We start from the raw sequence: 18,205 nt of genomic DNA, 5'->3' as shown, positions 1-18,205 counted from the left end.
GGGCCGGGCAGTCGTCAACAGCGTGGGTCAGGCGGGCATGGAAGAGCCTCCCGCCGCTGTCTCCAGGCCCGGCTCCAGCAGCCGACGGGCCGCTGTCCAGACACGTTGTGTGTAGATCGGGGCGTTTGGCCGTTCGTACTGACCCGCGGTGCGTTCGCACACCGCCTCGGACGGAAACACCAGCGGCACGCCGGCCGACTGCGCCTTGACCTGCGCCTGGCAGGCGCGTTCCAGGTAGTAGATATTGACGAAGGCCTCGGCCACCGACGACCCCGCGGCCAGCAGGCCGTGATTGCGCAGGATCATGGCCTTGTGCTGGCCCAGGCTGGCGACCAGGCTTTCGCGTTCTTCCAGGTCCAGCGCAATGCCCTGATAGTCGTGATAGCCCAGCCGCTTGTAGAAGCGCAGCGCGTGCTGGGTAATGGGCAGTAGCCCGTCGCGCTGGCAGGCCACGGCGATGCCGTCGGCCGTGTGCGTGTGCACCACGCAAGCCAGGTCGTGGCGCGCGGCGTGCACCGCCGAATGGATGGTGAAACCCGCGGCGTTGACCACCTGGCTTTCGGCGTCGCCCGGGTCCACGGGGTTGCCGTCCAGGTCGATCTTCACCAGATCTTGCGGACGCATTTCATGGAACAGCACGCCGTAGCGGTTGATCAGGAAATGATGTTTATCGCCGGGCACCCGCGCGCTGATGTGGGTGTCGATCAGGTCCGTCATGCGGAAATGCGCGACCAGGCGGTACAGCGCCGCCAGTTCTTCGCGCACTTGTGCTTCGCTTGCTTCTTGCATCATGAGTAAGGCTCCGGTTGCGATCAAGGTTCACGCATCCGCCTGGCCGGCCAGATCAAGCTGGGCACGGATCAAGCGCGCGATGGCCAAGCCGCCAGTGTCGCCCAAACGCTCCAGTTCGCGTATCACCCCCAGGCGGTCCTGCACCGATTTATCCTGATTCAGCTTCATTTTTCCTTCCAGCGTGGCAATCGGGATTTCCAGCGCGGCAATGGCCTTCAGGCGCGGGGCGGTCAGGGTTTCGGGCATGGCGGGAAACGTCCACTCGCCGCCCAAGGGCGTGTCGTAATGCGCGACGGTGGCCGACAGCACGGCGCGGATGGACTCGGGTTCCTGGATCAGGCGCGGCGCGCCGCGCGCGTGCACTGCCGTGTAGTTCCAGGTGGGAAACGTCTGCTGGTTCACGTACCAGCTAGGCGATATGAAGGCATGCGGCCCCTGGAACAGCACCAGCGCCCGCGCGCCCGCCTCCAGGTGGCGCCACTGCGGATTGGCGCGCGCCAGATGCGTGACCAGCGTGCCCAGCCCGCCGTCTTCGCGCAGCAGGAACGGCAGGTGCGTGGCCTGGGCGCCGTCCGCGCCCACGGTCACCAGCGTGGCGAAGCTATGCGCCCGCATGAAGGCATGCAGCACGCGGGTGTCGTTTTCGGCGTAGGCCGGCGGGGTGTACATGGCCGGGGCCTCCGTTTACGCGGCCTTGGCGTGCAACCAGCGCGCCGTGTCGTCGAAGGCCTCGCCCGCCACCGCCGCGATCGACACGGCTTCCAGGAAACTGTGCGCCGTACCGGGATAGACCTTGGCGGCGACGTCCACGCCGGCTTCGCGCAGCTTGCGTTCCAGTTCGATGCTGTCGTCATGCAGCGGATCGCATTCGGTCACCACCAGCCAGGCAGGCGGCAGGCCCGTCACGTCGGCGCGCAGGATGTCCACGCGCGGGTCGAAAAAGTCTTTGCCATGGCGGATGTGCATACCCCGGAACCAGATCATCATGTGCAGCGACAGGCCGTAGTCGCCCGCGCCGTAGCGCACCACCGAGTTGCGGAACAGGTTGCTGCCGAAGCCGCCGTAGTTCAGCACCAGGCCCTTGAGCAGCGGCTGGTTCTCGTCGCGCAGGGTCAGCGCCGTGCCCATGGACAGGTTGGCGCCGGCGGAGTCGCCACCCAGGAAGAGCTGGCTGGCGTCGATGTCCAGCGCCTGGCCCGACGCCGCCACCCAGCGCACCACGTCCACGCATTCTTCCAGCGGTTGCGGGAACTTGGCTTCGGGCGCGCGCGTGTAGTCAACGCCGATCACCACCACCCCGGCGCGCTGGGCGTATTCGCGCATGACGCGGTCATGGGTATCGATGCTGAACAGCACGAAGCCGCCGCCGTGGATGTAGATGAAGGCGCCGGGCAAGCGGCGTTCGGCCGGGTAGTAGACGCGCACGCGCACATCGCCGTGGCGGGTGGCAACCTGATGTTCCACGGTGCGGGCCATTTCCGGGCCACCTTGCGCCCAGGGCAGGCGCACTTTTTCGGCATTGGCGCGGCCCTGCTCGATCGACAAGGTGTCGCGGCGCGGGTACTGCGATGCGTCGGCCGCCATGCGGCGCAGGAATTCGGCAATCTGCGGATCCAAAGGCGCGGGGGTGCCGGTGGGAATGGTGAACGCGGGGTCGTCGAAATACATGGTGTGTCTCGTTGAGAGGTCGGGATGAAATCGGGGATTGGGGATAAGGGAATAGCGGGAAAGGCGCCAGCTCAATAGCCGCGCGTAGCGTCCACGGCGTTGGCCAGCGCCGCGCCCTGGCCCAGGCGCCGGATGTTGGCCACCACCTGTTCGGCCACGGTGCCGGGGGCCGGCATGGTGGCCATGTGCGGGGTCACGATCACGCCGGGCGTGCGCCACAGCGGGTCGGCGGGGTCCAGCGGCTCATGCGCGAAAACGTCCAGCACCGCGCCGCGCAACTGCCCGCGCGCCAAGGCATCGATCAGGTCGGCGGGCACCAGATGTTCGCCGCGCCCGCAATTGACCACCGCCGCGCCAGCCGGCAAGGCGTCGAAAGTGCGGCGGTTGAGAATGCCGCGCGTGGCGGGTGTCAGCGGCACCAGGCAGATCAGCACATCGGTATGGGCCAGGAAGGCATCGAATTCGGCTTCGCCCGCATAGCCACGCATGCCATCGATCTGGCGCGGCGTGCGCGACCAGCCGTTCACGGGGTAGCCCAGCCCCGGCAACACCGCCGCGATGGCGCTACCCAGCTCGCCCAGGCCCATCAGCCCCACGCGGCATTGCGACGCGGGCGTCTGCACGGGCCGCTGCCATTGCGCGCTGCGCTGGTTGGCCAGCGCCACGTCCAGCTTGCGGTGAAACGTCAGCACGCACCACAGCACGTACTGCAACATGCCCTGCGCCAACTGCGGATCCACCACGCGGCACACCGGCAGGCCGCGCGTGCGCTGCCCGTCCAACAGGTTGTCGACGCCGGCGGCAATGCTGTGGATCAGCTTCAGGTTGGGCATGTCGTCATACACGCCCACGGGCGGGTTCCAGCACACCGCCACGTCGGCGGACAGGCTGCGCGGGTCGGGCCAGACGGCCACGTCCAACTCGGGCGCCAGCCCTTGCAGCAAGGGTTGGAAATACGAAAGATTGGCCGACCGGCTCAATAAGGCAACGCGTGTCATCGTCTGGTTTCCTGGATTCCGTCATGCGCTGGCCAAGGCCAGGCCCGCAACGGGGCGGCTGCCCAGCCCGTCCTTGCCGGGAATGGCGGCCAGCAATTCCTGCGTGTAGCCGCTGCCGGGGCGCGTGAAGATCTGCTCGGCGGGGCCGATCTCCATCACACGGCCGCGCTGCATCACCGCGATGCGATGGCACAGCCGGGCCGCCACGCGCAGGTCGTGGGTGATGAAGATCATGCTCAGGTTGAGTTGTTCGCGAATGCGCTCCAGCAAGTCCAGGATCTGCGCCTGCACCGACACGTCCAGCGCCGACACGGCTTCATCGGCAATCAGAATCTGGGGTTCCATCATCAAGGCCCGCGCAATGGAAATGCGCTGGCGCTGTCCGCCCGAGAACTCGTGCGGATAACGCTTGAGCGCGCTGGCGTCGATGCTGACCAGTTCCAGCATGTCGCGCATGCGGGCCTGCACGCGGGCGCGGTCTTCGCCGTAATTCATCGGCCCTTCGGCCAGCGTGGCTTCAATGGTCATGCGCGGATTGAATGAGCGGTAAGGGTCCTGGAACACCATCTGGATACGCTTGCACCATTGCCGCCAGGCGGCGCGCGACAGGCGCGATACATCTTCGCCGTTCATCACGATGCGCCCCGACGTGGGCCGCGCAAAATGCGCCAGGCAGCGGCCCAGCGTGGTCTTGCCCGAGCCGGATTCCCCCACGATGCCCAGCGTTTCGCCGCGCGCCAAGGACAGCGACACCCCATCCAGCGCCAGCACCTCGCGGCGCTTGGCCTTGAACAGGCTAGCCGTCACAAAGCGCATGCCCAGGTTTTCCACGCTGATGACCGGGTCGCCCTCGGCCAGCGGCGCGCCCGCGCCAAACTGCCCCTTGGGCACGGCATCGATCAGCTTGCGGGTGTAAGGGTGCTGGGGGTTGGCCAGGACCTCGGCCGCCGTCCCGGCTTCAACAATGCGGCCCTGCTGCATCACGATGACGCGGTCGGCAATTTCGGCCACCACATCGAAGTCATGCGTGATGAACAGAATGCCCGTGTCGTGCTGCTCGCGCAGGCCGTGCAGCAAGCGCAGCACCTGCGCTTGCGACGTTACGTCCAGCGCGGTGGTGGGCTCGTCGGCGATGATCAGCGCGGGCTCCTTCGCCAGCGCCATGGCTATCATCACCCGCTGGCGCTGGCCGCCCGACAACTGATGCGGATACGCATGGCGCAGTGTTTCGGGCGATGGCAACCGCATGTCCGTCAGCAAGGCCAGCACGCGGGCGTCGACCTCGCGCCGCGACAGCGACGGGCCGTGAAATTGGAAGATCTCGGCCACCTGGTCGCCCACTTGCATCAGCGGGTTCAGCGCCGTCATGGGTTCCTGGAAGATCATGGCCATGCGGTCGCCGCGCAGCTCGCGCAACTCGGCGGTCGAGGCGTGCGTGATGTCGCGGCCCGACAGCAGGATCTGGCCGCTTTCCAGGCGCAGCACGTTCTTGGGCAGCAAGCCCATGACGGCGCTGGCCGTGACCGACTTGCCCGACCCGGACTCGCCCACGATGCAGACAATTTCGCGCGCGCTCACCGTCAGGCTGATGCCTTCGGCGGCGTAACGGCGGTCGCCCGCGCCGGGCAGGCTGACGTTCAGGTCGCGGATTTCAAGAATGGGAGTGGATGACATGGCGTTCAGCCCTTGCGTAGACGCGCCATGCGCGGGTCGAGGCGGTCGCGCAGCGCGTCGCCGAACAGGTTCACGGACAAGATCAGCAGCGCCAGGAAAATGCCGGGAAACAAAATGATCCACGGGGCGCGCTGAAAGAAGGGCCGGCCTTCGGAAATGATGCTGCCCAGGCTGGGGATCTCGGGCGGAAAGCCCAGCCCCAGAAAGCCCAGCACGGCTTCGATCAGGATGGCGGACGCACAGATGAACGTGGCCTGCACCACCAGCGGGTTGATGGTGCTGGGCAGCACATGGCGCCACAGCACGCGCCAGGTGGCGGTGCCCATGCCCAGCGAGGCTTCTACGTAAGGCTCTTCGCGCACCGACAGCACCACGCTGCGCACCAAGCGCGCCACGCGTGGAATTTCCGGAATGGCAATGGCCGTGACCATGGTGGGTATGGACGCCCCGCCCAGCGCCACCATGGCAATGGCCAGCAGCAGGCCGGGTATGGCCATGATGCCGTCGATGATGCGCATGACCACTGCGTCCAGCTGGCGGAAATAACCAGCCAGCAAGCCCAGCAGCAAACCGGCGCACACCGAGATCACGCTGACCAGCGCGGCCAGCGTGATCGACAGCCTGCCGCCGTAGAGCACGCGGGAAAACAGGTCGCGGCCCAACGAATCGGTACCCAGCCAGTACTCGGCGCTGACGGGTTTTAAGCGCAGTCGCGGCGTCAGGCTGGCTGGATCGTGCCAGGTGATGACGGGCGCCAGCAGCGACATACCAATCAACACCACCAGCAGCACCAGCCCGGTCAGCATCATGGGATCGCGCGTCAGCGCGGGCCACCAGGCGCGCGCCCGGGGAAATGAGATCGCGTTTGAAGTCATGGGGATCCGGCCTCAGTAGCGGATGCGCGGATCGAGCACCACATACAGCAGGTCGATCGCCAGGTTGATGAAGACATACACGAACGAGAAGAACAGGATCGTGCCCTGCACCACCGGATAGTCGCGCGCCAGCACGGCGTCGACGATCAGGCGCCCCACGCCCGGAATGTTGAAGATGGTTTCGGTGACCACCACGCCGCTGATCAGCGTGGTCAGCGCCAGGCCGATCACCGTGACGATGGGCACCGCCGCATTGCGCAGCGCGTGGCGGTACAGCACGTAGCGTTCGGGCACGCCCTTGGCGCGCGCGGTGCGCACGAAGTCTTCGCCCAGCACTTCCAGCATGCTGCCGCGCGTGATGCGGGTGATCAGCGCGACGAACACGGTGGCCAGTGTCACGGTGGGCAAGACCATGTGATACAGGAAGGTGCCGAAGCCGGAGGCCAGGCCGGCGTAGCCCTGCACCGGCAGCCAGTTCAGCTTGACCGAGAACACCAGGATCAGCAGATACCCCACCACGAAGGCCGGCACCGAAAACGCCAGCACCGTCACGGCCAACGTAACGCGGTCGATCAGACGCTTATGCCACCAGGCTGAAAACACCCCCAAGGGAATGGCCGCGAAGATCGTCAGCAAAATGGCGCACAGGGCAAGGGCGAAGGTCGGCCCCAGGCGCTGGCCAATCAGCGTGGCCACCGAGTCTTTCGAAATAATGGACTCGCCCAGGTCACCCTTGAGCAGCGCGCCCATGGCCAGCAGGTACTGCGTGGGCAGCGGCTGGTCCAGGCCCATTTGGGCGCGGACCTCGGCCACGGCCTCTTCGCTGGCCATGTCTCCGGCGATGACCCGGGCGGGGTCGCCCGGGGCCATGCGCAACAGCAGGAACACCACGGTGGCCACCACCAACATCACGGGAATGGCCGCCAGCAGGCGTTTGAGGATCAGATTCAGCATGATGGCAGTTCCCGCTACTTGGCCGAGGTCCAGAACAGCGGAATCGGCGCGTCCACCAGATCGGCGAACTTGGCGTCATAGCCCTTGAACTTCGAATACCCGCCCAGCGGCACGTACATCACCTGCTCGTAATTGCGGCGCTGGATGGCGGTGGCGATGTCGCGTCGTTCGGCTTCAGTACCGGCGGCGGCGAAGCGGGTGCGCAACGCGTCCATCGCGTCGTCGTGCGTCCAGCCGGGGTAGGTGGAACCCGCGCGTCCGTCCAGGTTGGGGTTGCCCACTGGCGAGGTCAGGTCCAGGCTGGACATGTTCGACTGGAAGATGCTCCAGCCGCCCTGCTCCACGCCGTCCTTCTTGCTGCGGCGGCTGAGCAAGGTGGCCCAGTCCATCGATTGGATTTCGACATTCATGCCGATGCTGCGCAACGCCTGCGCGGTTACCGGCGCAATATTGGCGAAGATGGGCAGATCCGTCGGGTGCAGCACCACCACCTTTTCGCCTTTGTAGCCGCTGTCTTTCAACAACTGGCGCGCATGCGCGAGGTCTGGCGCCTTGATCTGCGTGGCGCCTTCTTCAGACGCATACGGCGACACGCAGGTCAGCACCGCGCCGCATACCTGGTAGACCTCGGGGTCGCCAATCTGCGCGTCCAGATAGTCCACCTGGTTCAAGGCCGCCAGCGCCGCGCGGCGCACCTTCACGTTGTTGAACGGCGCTTGCAGCCAGTTCATGCGCAGCGTGAACATATTGGAGTTCTTGCCATACGACTTCAGCGTGATGCCCTTGGCGTCTTTCAATTGCGGCATCAGGTCAGGCGGCACGTCTTCCAGGAAGTCGATCTCGCCATTGCGCAGCGCGTTGACGGCCGTCTGGCTGTCGGGGATGTTCACCAGTTCCAGCCGGTCCACGCGGGCGACCTTGCCGCCCGCGAATGCGCTGGCCGGTTCCTTGCGCGGCTCGTAGTCCGCGAACTTCACGTAGGTGGCTTTGACCCCCGCCTGGAAGTCGGCCTGCACGAACTTGTACGGCCCCGACCCGATCGTTTCGCTGATTGCCTGCGAGGCCGGCACGGACGCAATCCGCTTGGGCATGATGAACGGCACCGGCGAGCTTTCCTTGGCCAGCGATTCCAGCACCAGCCCGTAGGGGGTGCGAAGCTTCAGCGTGAAGGTGTCGGCGCCGGTTGCGGCCAATTCGGCCGTGGCCAGCTTCAGCCGGTTGCCGATGGTGGGGTCACCGTTTTCCCAGCGCTGCAGCGAGGCCACGACGTCGTCCGCCGTCACCGGTGCGCCGTCATGGAACTTCAGGCCGGGCCGCAGTTTGAAGGTATACGTCAGGCGGTCTTCCGACACGGTCCAGGAATCCACCATCTGCGGCTTGGCCTGGCCCTGGGCATTCATCGAGAACAGCGTGTCGTAGACCAGATAGCCGTGGTTGCGCGTGACGTAGGCCGACGTCAGGATCGGGTCCAGCACGCGCAGCGGCGCATGCATCACGAACTTGGCGGTGGTCTCGGCCTGGCTAGTTGTGGGCACGGCGGCAAGCGGCCCGGCCGAGGCCAGGAACAATGCGGTCGAAAACAGAAAAGCGCGTTTCATTTCTTCCCCTTGTATGGTTTTGAACGGCGCCGCCGGTATGGCGGCGGACCGTGGCGTGGTTCAGGGCAGCAGGATTGGCCGCGTGCCCCAAGGCGCGGCGCGTTCCAGCTCCGCCGCCAGGCGCAGGATCTGGTCCTCGCGCCCGAAGTGCCCGATCAGCTGGCTGGCCACGGGCACCCCTGTTTCAGTCCAGTCCAGCGGCAGGCTGGCCGCCGGCTGGCCCGATGCGTTGATCACGGCAAGAAACGTGGCGTAGCGCGACACCTTTTCGCGAAACGCCCAGAACTCGCCCTCAAGCGCCAGCTCACCCAGCTTGGCGGGCAACTGCGCCAAGGTGGGCGTCAGCACCAGGTCAAAGCCCGTCATGGCCGATTCGATGGCGCGGCCGATGGCATGGAAGCGGTTGATCGAATCCACGTATTGCGTGGCGGTCAGGCCCCGGCCCACCGACAGGCCATCGCGGATGACCGGTTCCAGATCGTCGTCGCGCAGGTCGCGGCCGCGCAGCGTCAGGCGGGCCTGCACGGCCAGCACGATGTTGGTGGCCAGCACCGTGCCGTGTGCGCGGACGAAGCCGGCGTAATCCAGTTCAGGCAAGGGTGCGTCGATCACCTCGTGCCCCAGTTCGCGGCACAGGCGTGCCGTGCGTTCAACAGCGGCCAGGCATTCCGGCGCAATCGCGATGCCGTTCCACGCCTGGCGCCACAGCGCAATGCGCAGCGGTTCGCGGCGCTGCTCACGCACCGAGTCCAGGTACGACCCGGGCTGCGGCGGCGCGGCATAGGGCGCGCCGGGGGCATAGCCACCGATGCCGTCCAGGGCGGCGGCGGTATCGCGCACGCTGCGCGACAGCACGCCTTCGCAGGCCATGCCGCCCCACCCTTCGCCGCGCGCCGGGCCCATCGGGACGCGGCCCCGGCTGGGCTTCAAGCCGAACACGCCGCAGCACGCCGCCGGAATCCGGATCGACCCGCCGCCGTCGCTACCGTGCGCCACCGGTACGATGCCCGCCGCCACGGCCACCGCCGCGCCGCCGCTGGAGCCGCCGACCGAGCGGTCCAGCGCGCGCGGGTTCAGCGTGGCGCCGCCGTTGCGGCGCGCTTCGGTGGACGGCCCCATGCACAGTTCCGACACGGTGCTGCGCGCAAACGGAATCAGGCCCGAGGCTTCGAAACGTTCTGCCAAGGTGGACTCAATGTCATAGGCCGTGTCGTTGAACAGGTGCGAGCCCAGGCTGGACGGAAAGCGCCGGCTGGGCAGACCTGAATCTTTCAAGATGAAGGGAATGCCACGAAAGGCGCCACGCTGGCGCCAGTCGGCAGCAAGGCCCCGGCCCGTGTCGGGCTGCACATAGGTCAGCGCGTTCAATGGCGTGCCGCGTGTGCTGGCGAGTTCCAGCGCGCACGCCATCAGCTCGGCCGGGGTGGTTTCGTTGTGAGCCAACAGTTGGGCCAAGCCCAAGCCATCGCGCTCTTCATATTCCTCTGTCCGCATGAAGTCCTGCAACCTTGATACGCCTGGGTGTGACGGAACTTGGCTCGGAAGCGGCCGGCGCGCATGCCCCGTTCCGATGAATACCGCGTTCGTCCTGCTTGCTTGAAAGTATTGTTTAGCAATACCTACGTAGCTCATAAAAATATTCTAAGCGAGCCCATCGGGCGCACGCAACGCGAGTTTGATCAGGGATTTCCCGCGAAATCGGCGGGAAGCGGAAGCAATGAACCGGGGCGCGGACAGCGCTATTGCTGAAAGCCCGCGCGGTCTCCAATAATTCGGCAGACCCGGAATTTCACCGACCTGAAATCAAGAGGAAACGACATGCACATCCTGGTGGCTGGCTTTCAGCACGAGACCAATACCTTTGCGCCATCCAAGGCGGGGTACGACAACTTTGTCCGCGGCGAAGGTTTCCCCGCGATGGTGCGCGGCCAGGACATGCTGGCGCTGCGCTCGGTCAACATTCCCGCGGGCGGTTTCATCAACGCCATCCAGGCGCGGGGGCATAGCGTGCACCCCGTGATCTGGGCGGGGGCCAGCCCGTCGGCCCACGTCACGCGCGATGCTTTTGAGCGCATTGCCGGAGAAATCGTGGATGCGGCGCGTGCCGGGCGCTATGACGCCATCTACCTGGACCTGCACGGCGCGATGGTCACCGAACACCTGGACGATGGCGAAGGCGAGCTGCTGGCGCGCGTCCGCCAGGTAGTGGGGCCCGACGTGCCGGTGGTGGCCAGCCTGGACCTGCATGCCAACGTCACCGCGCAGATGCTGCAGGAAGCGGATGCGCTGGTGGCCTTCCGCACCTATCCGCACGTGGACATGGCCGATACCGGGGAACACGCCGCGCGCCTGCTGCTGGACCGCATCGCGGCCGGCTCGCGCTGGACCCGGCATGTGCGCCGCCTGCCCTTCCTGATTCCCATCAACGGCATGTGCACGATGCTGCAACCATCGCAAGGCGTGTACAACACGCTGGCCCAGTTGGAGCAGACGCCGGGGGTGGCATCGATGTCGTTTGCGCCGGGCTTTCCGGCGGCTGATTTTCCGGAGTGCGGGCCGGTGGTGTGGGCCTACGGCACCGACGCGGCGGCGGTCGAACAAGTCACCGAATCACTGTATCGGCAGGTGCTGGAACTTGAGCCGCAATGGTCGCCCGACTTTCTGGAACCTGCTGACGCCGTGCGCCGTGCACAGGCCTTGGCGGCCGGTGCACGGCGCCCCATTGTGATTGCGGACACGCAGGACAACCCCGGCGCGGGCGGCGACGCCAACACCACGGGCATGCTGCGCGCACTGGTGGATGCCGATGCACAAAACGCCGCGCTGGGCCTGCTCTATGACCCCGAGGCCGTGCGCGCCGCCACCGCCGCCGGCATCGGCCAAACCGTGACGCTAAGCCTGGGCGGACAGTCGGGCGTGGCGGGCGACGCGCCTTTCACGGGGGACTTCGTGGTGGAAACGCTATCGCCCGGCAAGCTGCGCTTTGACGGGCCGATGATGCATGGCATGGAAGTGGACCTGGGCGCCGTGGCCGGCCTGCGGATCGGCGGCGTGCGCGTGGTGGTCAGCGCCAGCAAGGCGCAAATGCTGGACCGCAACCTGTTCCGCGTGGGCGGAGTGCAGCCCGAGGAAATGGGGATTCTGGTCGTGAAGAGTTCGGTGCATTTTCGCGCCGACTTCCAGCCGATTGCGCACGAGGTGCTGGTAGCCAAGGCGCCCGGGCCGATGCAGGCCGACCCCGCGGATCTGCCCTGGACCCGCTTGCAGCCAGGGATCCGCGTGCGGCCTCAAGGCCGGCCGTTCAATGGGTAATACCTAGCCGGATAGCCCGAGCTTGAATCCCGGGCTTGAATCCCGGGCTTAAACTCCGGCTCGCTATTTCAGCTTGCCCTGGGGGCTGATGAAGTCTTCCAGGGTCAAACCCTTTTCCTTCAGGATGGCTTCCAGCAGCGGCTGCAGCTTGCCCAGGCTTTCCTGGACCGTTTCGCGCACGGTATCAACCACCACCTGCGTGCTGCGTTCGATTTCAATGTTCACGAAATCGCCTACCTGCTTGTCCTCGAACACCGTCATGCGGCGGGTTTCGGGGATAAGCCACACCTCAAACCAGCCTTCGGCGCGGTTCACCTCGGACACGGTCAGGCTGGCGCCGTTGATGGCGATATAGCCTTTGGCGAAGACGTATTTGCGGAATGCTTCCGGGATGCTGAACCGCATCAGCCGGTTGGTGTCCGACGACTTCACCATGACGACTTCAGACGTGAAGTCCACATGGCCCGACAGCGGATGCCCGCCGATTTCGGCGCCGTCTTTTGCCGCGCGTTCGACGTTGGCGCGGTCGCCTTCGACGTAGCTGCCCAGCGTGGTGATCGCCAGGCTTTGCAGCATGACGTCGAACGTGGCCTGGTGGTCTGACAGCAACTCGGTCACGGTCAGGCAGACGCCATCCGTCGACACGCTGGCGCCGATGGCCAGGTCAACACAGAAACCAGGGGGAAAATCCAGCGTGAAGGTGCGCAGGCCTTCGCGATCCGCGATCTTCGCGATCGTCGCGGTGCCTTGAACAATACCGGTGAACATACGGATCCTGAATACGGGGCGGCGGGCCCCTGAAGCAAAACATGAACATTAACCGATATTTTCCGATGTTCTGCCAGGCGCCGCCCCGTGCACGGGGGGGGCGAACGCCACCCCGCGCCGCCATCAATGACGGATGGCGATGGTCTTCAAGGTGGTGAAGCCGTACAGCGCTTCAAAGCCCTTTTCGCGGCCATAGCCCGACTGGCGCGACCCGCCGAACGGCAGTTCCACGCCGCCGCCGGCGCCGTAGTTGTTCACGAAGACCTGGCCGGCGCGCAGCTTGCGAGCCAAACGCATCTGACGGCCGCCGTCGCGCGTCCAGACACCGGCCACCAGGCCGTACAGCGTGCCGTTGGCGATTTCCAGCGCTTCTTCCTCGGTGTCGAACACCATGGCGGCCAGCACCGGGCCGAACACTTCTTCCTGCGCCAGGCGGCTGTTGGGCGGCACGTCGCGGAACAGCACGGGAGGCTGGTAATAGCCCGCTTCGGGCGCGCCTTCCTTCAGCGTGCCGCGCGCGGCCACTTTCAGGCCTTCAGCTTCGGCTTCGGCCAAGAAGCCGCGCACGCGGTCATGCTGGCGGCCGCTGATCAGCGGGCCCACGTCCAGGTCTTGCGCGGCGGGGCCGGTCACGGTGGCCGCGAATGCATCCGACAAGCGCTTCAACACGGTTTCGTACACGCCGCGCTGGATCAGCACGCGGCTGCCCGCCGAGCAGGTTTGGCCAGCGTTCTGGATGATGGCGGCCAGCAGCACGGGCAAGGCGGCGTCCAGGTCGGCATCGTCGAACACGATCTGCGGCGACTTGCCGCCCAGTTCCAGGGTCACCGGCACGTGGTTGTCGGCGGCGGCGTGGGCCACCATCTTGCCCGTCTGCGGCGAACCCGTGAACGAGATGTGGTCGATACCCGGATGCGCGGACAAGGCCGCGCCCGCTTCGTGGCCGTAGCCGGTCACGATGTTCAGCGCGCCCGCGGGCAGGCCCACTTCCGCGGCAATTTCAGCCAGCTTCAACAGCGACAGGCACGCATCCTCGGCGGGCTTGACCACGCAGGCATTGCCCGCGGCCAGCGCGGCGCCCACGCTGCGGCCAAAGATCTGCAGCGGGTAGTTCCACGGCACGATATGGCCGGTCACGCCATGCGCCTCGCGCACGGTCAGCACGGTGAAGCCGGGGGTGTAGGGAATGGTCTCGCCGTGCAGCTTGTCGACGGCGCCGGCATAGAACTCGAAATAGCGCGCCACGGCGGCGGCGTCGGCGCGCGCCTGCTTGATGGGCTTGCCCGTGTCGGCGGATTCCAATTGCGCCAGTTCTTCCTGGCGGTCCAGCAACGCGAAGGCAATCTTCATCAACAGGCGGCTGCGCACGGCGGGCGCCATCTGGCCCCACTCGCCTTCAAATGCCTGACGGGCGGCCTGCACCGCGCGGTCGACATCCGCCTCGCCCGAGCGGGCGATCGACTCGAAGGGCTTGCCATCGGACGGGTTCAGGACGGGGATGGTTTCACCGGTGGCAGCGGCCACCCATTGGTTGGCGATAAAGTTCTTCTGAGTCACGATGTGCGGAGTAAAGTAGCGGCCGAACGGCCTGTGATGCGCGTCAAGCGCGGGCGATGTCAGTGATGCAATGTGCGGATGGCAAACGTCTGATCGAAAATTAAGGGAGCCCCCCTAACTTGTCAATTGAATTGACAGCTTTCTTCCTAAGCTTCGGGATATTTAGCTTGGAATTCGGGTAATCCCTGATTTATCAATCCATTGCCTTGACACCAGCGGCCCACGATTTTTGTCATGGCGACTGACAAACTTCGAATGTCTTCAACCTATTCAGGAACGCGCCAATGAGCAATGTGCGTGACCCCCAACTGGATTCACTGCTGGAATCCGCCTCGCGCCCCCGTCCCGAACTGGATGTGCTGGCGGACGTGGCGTCGGGCTTGGGCTATGTGCGCGCCGAGCGCTTTGCCGAGCGCGTCTATGAAAGCCTGTTCTATGCCATTGCCACTGGCAAGATCGCCCCTGGCAACAAGCTGCCCACTGAATTGGAACTGGCCGCGCTGTTCGAGGTGTCCCGCCCGGTGGTCCGGCAGGCGCTGGACCGCTTGCGCGAAGACCAGTTGGTGGATTCCATCCGAGGCTCGGGCACCTACGTGCGCGCCAAGCCCGACCTGATGGGCGGCATGCCCGCCGTCGACCCGGCACGCCGCGTCGGCCACATTCTGGAAGGGCTGGAACTGCGCATGGTGATCGAACCCGAATGCGCCTACCTGGCCGCCCTGCGCCGCAGCAACGACGACCTGCGCGAGATGGACCGCATGCTGACCGGCTACGAAGAAGCCGACGCCTCCGGCGCCATCGCCCACCATTACGACTACGGCTTTCACCGCGCCATCGCCACCGCCACCAGCAACCAGCGCTTCGTGCAGGTGTTGAAGTCGCTGGAATACGACGTCAGCCACGCCGTCAACGTCATGCGCCACCTGGTACACAGCGAACCCTGGAAACGCACCCGCGCCGCCATCGACGAACACCGCCACATCTACCGCCTGATCCAGGAACAAGACGCCGACGGCGCCCGCAACGTCATGCGGGCGCATATAGAAAAAGCGAAGAGCCGGATGCTGAACAGCGGCTCGGAGCGTTGATCAGGGTGAAGTATGCCGAAGCTTAAGCAAGGAACGATTGTTCCCACTCAGGAAGAGGACGAAGCCATCAATCGTGGCATCGCCGCAGACGTGGACACCTGTGAACTCAGCGCGACCGACGTCAAGCAGATGAAGAAACTAGGGCCCCCTAAGGCTAACGTGCCGCAAGAGGAGCCCCACATCCCCCATTGAGCAGCCAGCAGAAGAACGCAGCATCAGCAGGTATCATCTGGCCTTCTCCATGGCGCTCGCCAACCACGCCACGGATGAGTAGCCAAATGCGTATCCAACTGCGTAGCTAGATCGGTTTTTTGGAAGGCAGCACCCCTGAGAACCGCATAAACAAACGGTCTACGAAAGATATGAAACTCGCCACCTGGAACGTGAACTCCTTGAACGTACGCCTGCAGCAGGTGCTGGATTGGCTGGCGGCCAATCCGGTTGACGTGCTGTGCATCCAGGAACTGAAGCTGACGGACGACAAGTTTCCCGAGGCGGCTTTCAAGGAAGCCGGCTACCACGCCGTCTGGGCGGGCCAGAAGACCTATAACGGCGTGGCGATCGTGTCGCGTGTGCCGGGCACGACGATGGTGCGCAACATTCCCGGCTACGAAGACCCGCAGCAGCGCGTGCTGGCGCTGACGTTTCCCAGCCCGGAAGGCGATGTCCGCGTGGTTTGCGCGTATTGCCCCAACGGGCAGGCCGTGGATTCGGACAAGTACGCGTACAAGCTGGCGTGGTTTGACGCCATGCGCAATTGGCTGGCCGACGAGATCAAGCAGTTTCCGCGTCTGGCCGTGCTGGGCGACTACAACGTTGCCCCCGCCGATGAAGACGTGCACAACCCCGAAAAGTGGGAAGGCCAGGTGCTGGTGTCCGAGCCCGAACGCGCCGCCTTGCGCGCCCTGCTCGACCTGGGCCTGACCGATTCCTTCCGCCTGTTCGAGCAGCCGGAGAAGTCGTTTTCGTGGTGGGACTACCGGCAATTCGCCTTCCGCCGCAACGCCGGCCTGCGGATCGACCACGTGCTGCTGTCCGCGCCGCTGGTCAAGCGCTGCGTGGCCTGCGTCATCGACAAGGAACCGCGCCGCAACGAGCAGCCTTCTGACCACGCGCCGGTCGTGGCCACGCTGGAATTCGTCTGAAAATAATTGCCTGGCGCCGTATTGCGCGGCGCTTTGAAGTTCAGGTATAGTTTTGCTCTTGCTTCATTGGGGCGGTAGCTCAGCTGGGAGAGCGTCGCGTTCGCAATGCGAAGGTCGGGAGTTCGATCCTCCTCCGCTCCACCAAACACCAGACGAAAAAGCCTTGGACACCACTACGTGTTCCAAGGCTTTTTTGTATTCGGGGCCTGTCCGTCAAGCCTCTTCAGACCGCGTCCCCCTCAGACCGCTCGCCCCTCAGACCGCATCCTTATCCAGCCGCCGCACCGCCGCGCTCAGCGTGGACAAATCAAACTCCTGCACCCCACGGCGTGCCAGGCGCATCAGCACCGTCACCACAACCGGCACAAACGCCGCCAGCAAAAACGATTCCAGCAAGAACGTGGGCTTGTCGCCCGGCGCCGGGAAAAAGAACAGCCCTACCACCAGCCCCGCCGCCGTTGCCGTGGTGGCAGTCACTCCGTCATGCTTGCGGCTGAACAGGCCGTAGAAAACCGGAAACGCCGCGGCCGAGCACAGCAGGTCGGCCAGCAGGAACAGATACAGCACGCTATAGCCTTGCGAAGCCACGATCATCACGGGAATCGCCAGCAGCAGCACGGCCCAGCGGGCCAGGCGCTTCATGTCGCCGCCATTGGCCTGCGGCATCAGCCGGCGCATGTCCACCGCCACGATGCTGGACACCGCGCTGATCGCCGTGTCGGCCGTGCTCATCACCAACGCCAGGCCCAGCGGGATCAAGGCAATCACGAACCAGGCCGGCGCGTGCGGCATGATGACGCTGAACAGCGCGATAGAGCTATCGCCCTGCGGCGCCAGGCCCACGAACGCCAGGCCGAACAGGCCCATCAGAAAGATGAAGGGTGCGGCCAGCAGGCCGCCCAGCAGAAAACCATTGCGCATCGACCGCGCATCTTTCGCGGCGTAGATGCGCTGCCAGTTGCCCTGGTGGAAGATGCCGGTCAACAGGATCGCCACGAAGAACGTCAGGCCCGCCTTCACGCCCACGGGGTCCGTCAGGTCCAGCAATTGGGGCGCGCGGGCTTGCAGCGCTTCGATGGTGGGCAGCGCGCCGCCCGCCGCCTGCCAGCCCACCACGCACAGGATCACCAGCAAGGGCAGAATCACCATCATCTGCACCTGGTCGGTGAAGATCGACGAACGCAGCCCGCCATAGGTGGTGTAAAGCAGCGTCGTGCCCATCACGATGGCGGCGGTGGTCCACAGCGGCACGGGCGCCAGCATTGTGACCAGCTTGGCAATCGCCGTGACCTCGGCCGACAAGGCTATGAACAGATAGAACAGCATGATGAAAAGCGCCAGCCCGTACATCGGGCGACCGTAACGCGCCATCAGGAATTCAGTCAGGGTATGGCCATGCGGAATCAGTTCACGCATGCGCCGCCCCAGCGGAATCATTACCAGGCGTGGAGACATGGACCCCAGCGCATAGCCGATCACCGCCGCCAGTCCGCCCCAGGTGGCGGCCTGCGCGGGTGAGAACAGGATCCACGCGCCCAGCGTAGACGCCATCAGCGTCAGGATGGTGCCGAACGCACCCTGGCTGTTGCGGGCCACGATGTAGTCTTCCAGCGTGCCGCGCTTGCGACGGGTATAGAGCACGCTGGCGACGGCGAAGCCGCCTGAAAACAGCAGCAGCCACAACAAGGCGGTGGTTTGGGTCAGCATGAAAAACAGTCCTCCCTGGCCCGGCCGATAGCCGGACGCACAACGCGGCGGCCCGTGAGGAACAGGGGC

General features: G+C 65.4%; 15 protein-coding genes and 1 tRNA gene. 4 read left to right on the top strand and 12 right to left on the bottom strand.

Annotated elements, in window-relative coordinates; translation table 11 throughout:
- Positions 1-27 precede the first annotated feature (27 nt).
- From ELS24_RS11875 to ELS24_RS11835, 9 genes are all read right to left on the bottom strand, one after another.
- Positions 28-792: a class II aldolase/adducin family protein gene (locus ELS24_RS11875; RefSeq protein WP_127184228.1), complete on the bottom strand. Its 765-nt coding sequence runs from the start codon at positions 790-792 to the stop codon at positions 28-30.
- Between the two features lie 27 nt (positions 793-819).
- On the bottom strand, positions 820-1,461 hold the full coding sequence (locus ELS24_RS11870) for an FMN-binding negative transcriptional regulator (RefSeq protein ID WP_127184227.1): 642 nt from the start codon (positions 1,459-1,461) through the stop codon (positions 820-822).
- Positions 1,462-1,476: 15 nt separating this feature from the next.
- Positions 1,477-2,460 carry an alpha/beta hydrolase fold domain-containing protein gene (locus tag ELS24_RS11865; RefSeq protein ID WP_127184226.1) on the bottom strand — a complete coding sequence of 328 codons (984 nt, stop codon included), beginning with the start codon at positions 2,458-2,460 and terminating at the stop codon, positions 1,477-1,479.
- Between the two features lie 71 nt (positions 2,461-2,531).
- Entirely contained in the window at positions 2,532-3,458 is a 927-nt protein-coding gene (locus tag ELS24_RS11860; RefSeq protein WP_127184225.1) for a 2-hydroxyacid dehydrogenase, read from the bottom strand.
- 21 nt (positions 3,459-3,479) lie between these two features.
- On the bottom strand, positions 3,480-5,132 hold the full coding sequence (locus ELS24_RS11855) for an ABC transporter ATP-binding protein (RefSeq protein ID WP_127184224.1): 1,653 nt from the start codon (positions 5,130-5,132) through the stop codon (positions 3,480-3,482).
- Positions 5,133-5,137: 5 nt separating this feature from the next.
- The gene (locus ELS24_RS11850; RefSeq protein ID WP_127184223.1) at positions 5,138-6,007 is read right to left on the bottom strand and encodes an ABC transporter permease; all 870 of its coding nucleotides are present in this window, start codon (positions 6,005-6,007) and stop codon (positions 5,138-5,140) included.
- 12 nt (positions 6,008-6,019) lie between these two features.
- On the bottom strand, positions 6,020-6,961 hold the full coding sequence (locus ELS24_RS11845) for an ABC transporter permease (protein WP_050449721.1): 942 nt from the start codon (positions 6,959-6,961) through the stop codon (positions 6,020-6,022).
- Positions 6,962-6,975: 14 nt separating this feature from the next.
- The gene (locus ELS24_RS11840) at positions 6,976-8,559 is read right to left on the bottom strand and encodes an ABC transporter substrate-binding protein (protein ID WP_127184222.1); all 1,584 of its coding nucleotides are present in this window, start codon (positions 8,557-8,559) and stop codon (positions 6,976-6,978) included.
- 60 nt (positions 8,560-8,619) lie between these two features.
- Positions 8,620-10,053 (bottom strand): amidase, encoded by a 1,434-nt coding sequence (locus ELS24_RS11835; protein ID WP_127184221.1) that lies wholly within the window; start codon positions 10,051-10,053, stop codon positions 8,620-8,622.
- 324 nt (positions 10,054-10,377) lie between these two features.
- On the opposite strand from ELS24_RS11835, the gene ELS24_RS11830 reads away from it, so the two are divergent.
- Complete coding sequence (locus ELS24_RS11830) at positions 10,378-11,871, top strand: M81 family metallopeptidase (RefSeq protein ID WP_050447928.1); 1,494 nt, start codon at positions 10,378-10,380, stop codon at positions 11,869-11,871.
- 63 nt (positions 11,872-11,934) lie between these two features.
- On the opposite strand, the gene ELS24_RS11825 is transcribed toward ELS24_RS11830, so the two are convergent.
- Together ELS24_RS11825 and ELS24_RS11820 are read right to left on the bottom strand one after the other, a co-directional pair.
- Positions 11,935-12,639: a riboflavin synthase gene (locus tag ELS24_RS11825; protein ID WP_050447929.1), complete on the bottom strand. Its 705-nt coding sequence runs from the start codon at positions 12,637-12,639 to the stop codon at positions 11,935-11,937.
- Between the two features lie 123 nt (positions 12,640-12,762).
- Positions 12,763-14,199, bottom strand: a complete 1,437-nt coding sequence (locus ELS24_RS11820) for an aldehyde dehydrogenase family protein (RefSeq protein ID WP_127184220.1) — start codon at positions 14,197-14,199, stop codon at positions 12,763-12,765.
- Positions 14,200-14,480: 281 nt separating this feature from the next.
- On the opposite strand from ELS24_RS11820, the gene ELS24_RS11815 reads away from it, so the two are divergent.
- The 3 genes from ELS24_RS11815 (at position 14,481) to ELS24_RS11800 (ending at position 16,573) form a co-directional block, all read left to right on the top strand.
- Complete coding sequence (locus ELS24_RS11815; RefSeq protein ID WP_050447931.1) at positions 14,481-15,284, top strand: FadR/GntR family transcriptional regulator; 804 nt, start codon at positions 14,481-14,483, stop codon at positions 15,282-15,284.
- 362 nt (positions 15,285-15,646) lie between these two features.
- On the top strand, positions 15,647-16,429 hold the full coding sequence (xth, locus tag ELS24_RS11805; RefSeq protein ID WP_127184219.1) for an exodeoxyribonuclease III: 783 nt from the start codon (positions 15,647-15,649) through the stop codon (positions 16,427-16,429).
- A 68-nt stretch (positions 16,430-16,497) separates the two neighbouring features.
- A tRNA-Ala gene (locus ELS24_RS11800) sits at positions 16,498-16,573 on the top strand.
- 111 nt (positions 16,574-16,684) lie between these two features.
- Here ELS24_RS11800 and ELS24_RS11795 read toward each other — a convergent pair.
- Positions 16,685-18,136 (bottom strand): sodium:solute symporter family protein, encoded by a 1,452-nt coding sequence (locus ELS24_RS11795; RefSeq protein ID WP_127184218.1) that lies wholly within the window; start codon positions 18,134-18,136, stop codon positions 16,685-16,687.
- Positions 18,137-18,205 lie beyond the last annotated feature (69 nt).

It is taken from the genome of Achromobacter spanius (genome assembly GCF_003994415.1).
Classification (GTDB): domain Bacteria; phylum Pseudomonadota; class Gammaproteobacteria; order Burkholderiales; family Burkholderiaceae_B; genus Achromobacter; species Achromobacter spanius_C.
This window is presented reverse-complemented; position numbering and strand designations above follow the sequence as displayed.

Coding starts and splice junctions, on each gene's coding strand:
- ELS24_RS11835 (WP_127184221.1), bottom strand. CDS start 10,053: ATGCGGACAGAGGAATATGAAGAGCGCGATGGCTTGGGCTTGGCCCAA.
- ELS24_RS11795 (WP_127184218.1), bottom strand. CDS start 18,136: ATGCTGACCCAAACCACCGCCTTGTTGTGGCTGCTGCTGTTTTCAGGC.
- ELS24_RS11875 (WP_127184228.1), bottom strand. CDS start 792: ATGATGCAAGAAGCAAGCGAAGCACAAGTGCGCGAAGAACTGGCGGCG.
- ELS24_RS11865 (WP_127184226.1), bottom strand. CDS start 2,460: ATGTATTTCGACGACCCCGCGTTCACCATTCCCACCGGCACCCCCGCG.
- ELS24_RS11860 (WP_127184225.1), bottom strand. CDS start 3,458: ATGACACGCGTTGCCTTATTGAGCCGGTCGGCCAATCTTTCGTATTTC.
- ELS24_RS11845 (WP_050449721.1), bottom strand. CDS start 6,961: ATGCTGAATCTGATCCTCAAACGCCTGCTGGCGGCCATTCCCGTGATG.
- ELS24_RS11840 (WP_127184222.1), bottom strand. CDS start 8,559: ATGAAACGCGCTTTTCTGTTTTCGACCGCATTGTTCCTGGCCTCGGCC.
- ELS24_RS11815 (WP_050447931.1), top strand. CDS start 14,481: ATGAGCAATGTGCGTGACCCCCAACTGGATTCACTGCTGGAATCCGCC.
- ELS24_RS11870 (WP_127184227.1), bottom strand. CDS start 1,461: ATGTACACCCCGCCGGCCTACGCCGAAAACGACACCCGCGTGCTGCAT.
- ELS24_RS11830 (WP_050447928.1), top strand. CDS start 10,378: ATGCACATCCTGGTGGCTGGCTTTCAGCACGAGACCAATACCTTTGCG.
- ELS24_RS11850 (WP_127184223.1), bottom strand. CDS start 6,007: ATGACTTCAAACGCGATCTCATTTCCCCGGGCGCGCGCCTGGTGGCCC.
- ELS24_RS11825 (WP_050447929.1), bottom strand. CDS start 12,639: ATGTTCACCGGTATTGTTCAAGGCACCGCGACGATCGCGAAGATCGCG.
- ELS24_RS11855 (WP_127184224.1), bottom strand. CDS start 5,132: ATGTCATCCACTCCCATTCTTGAAATCCGCGACCTGAACGTCAGCCTG.
- xth (WP_127184219.1), top strand. CDS start 15,647: ATGAAACTCGCCACCTGGAACGTGAACTCCTTGAACGTACGCCTGCAG.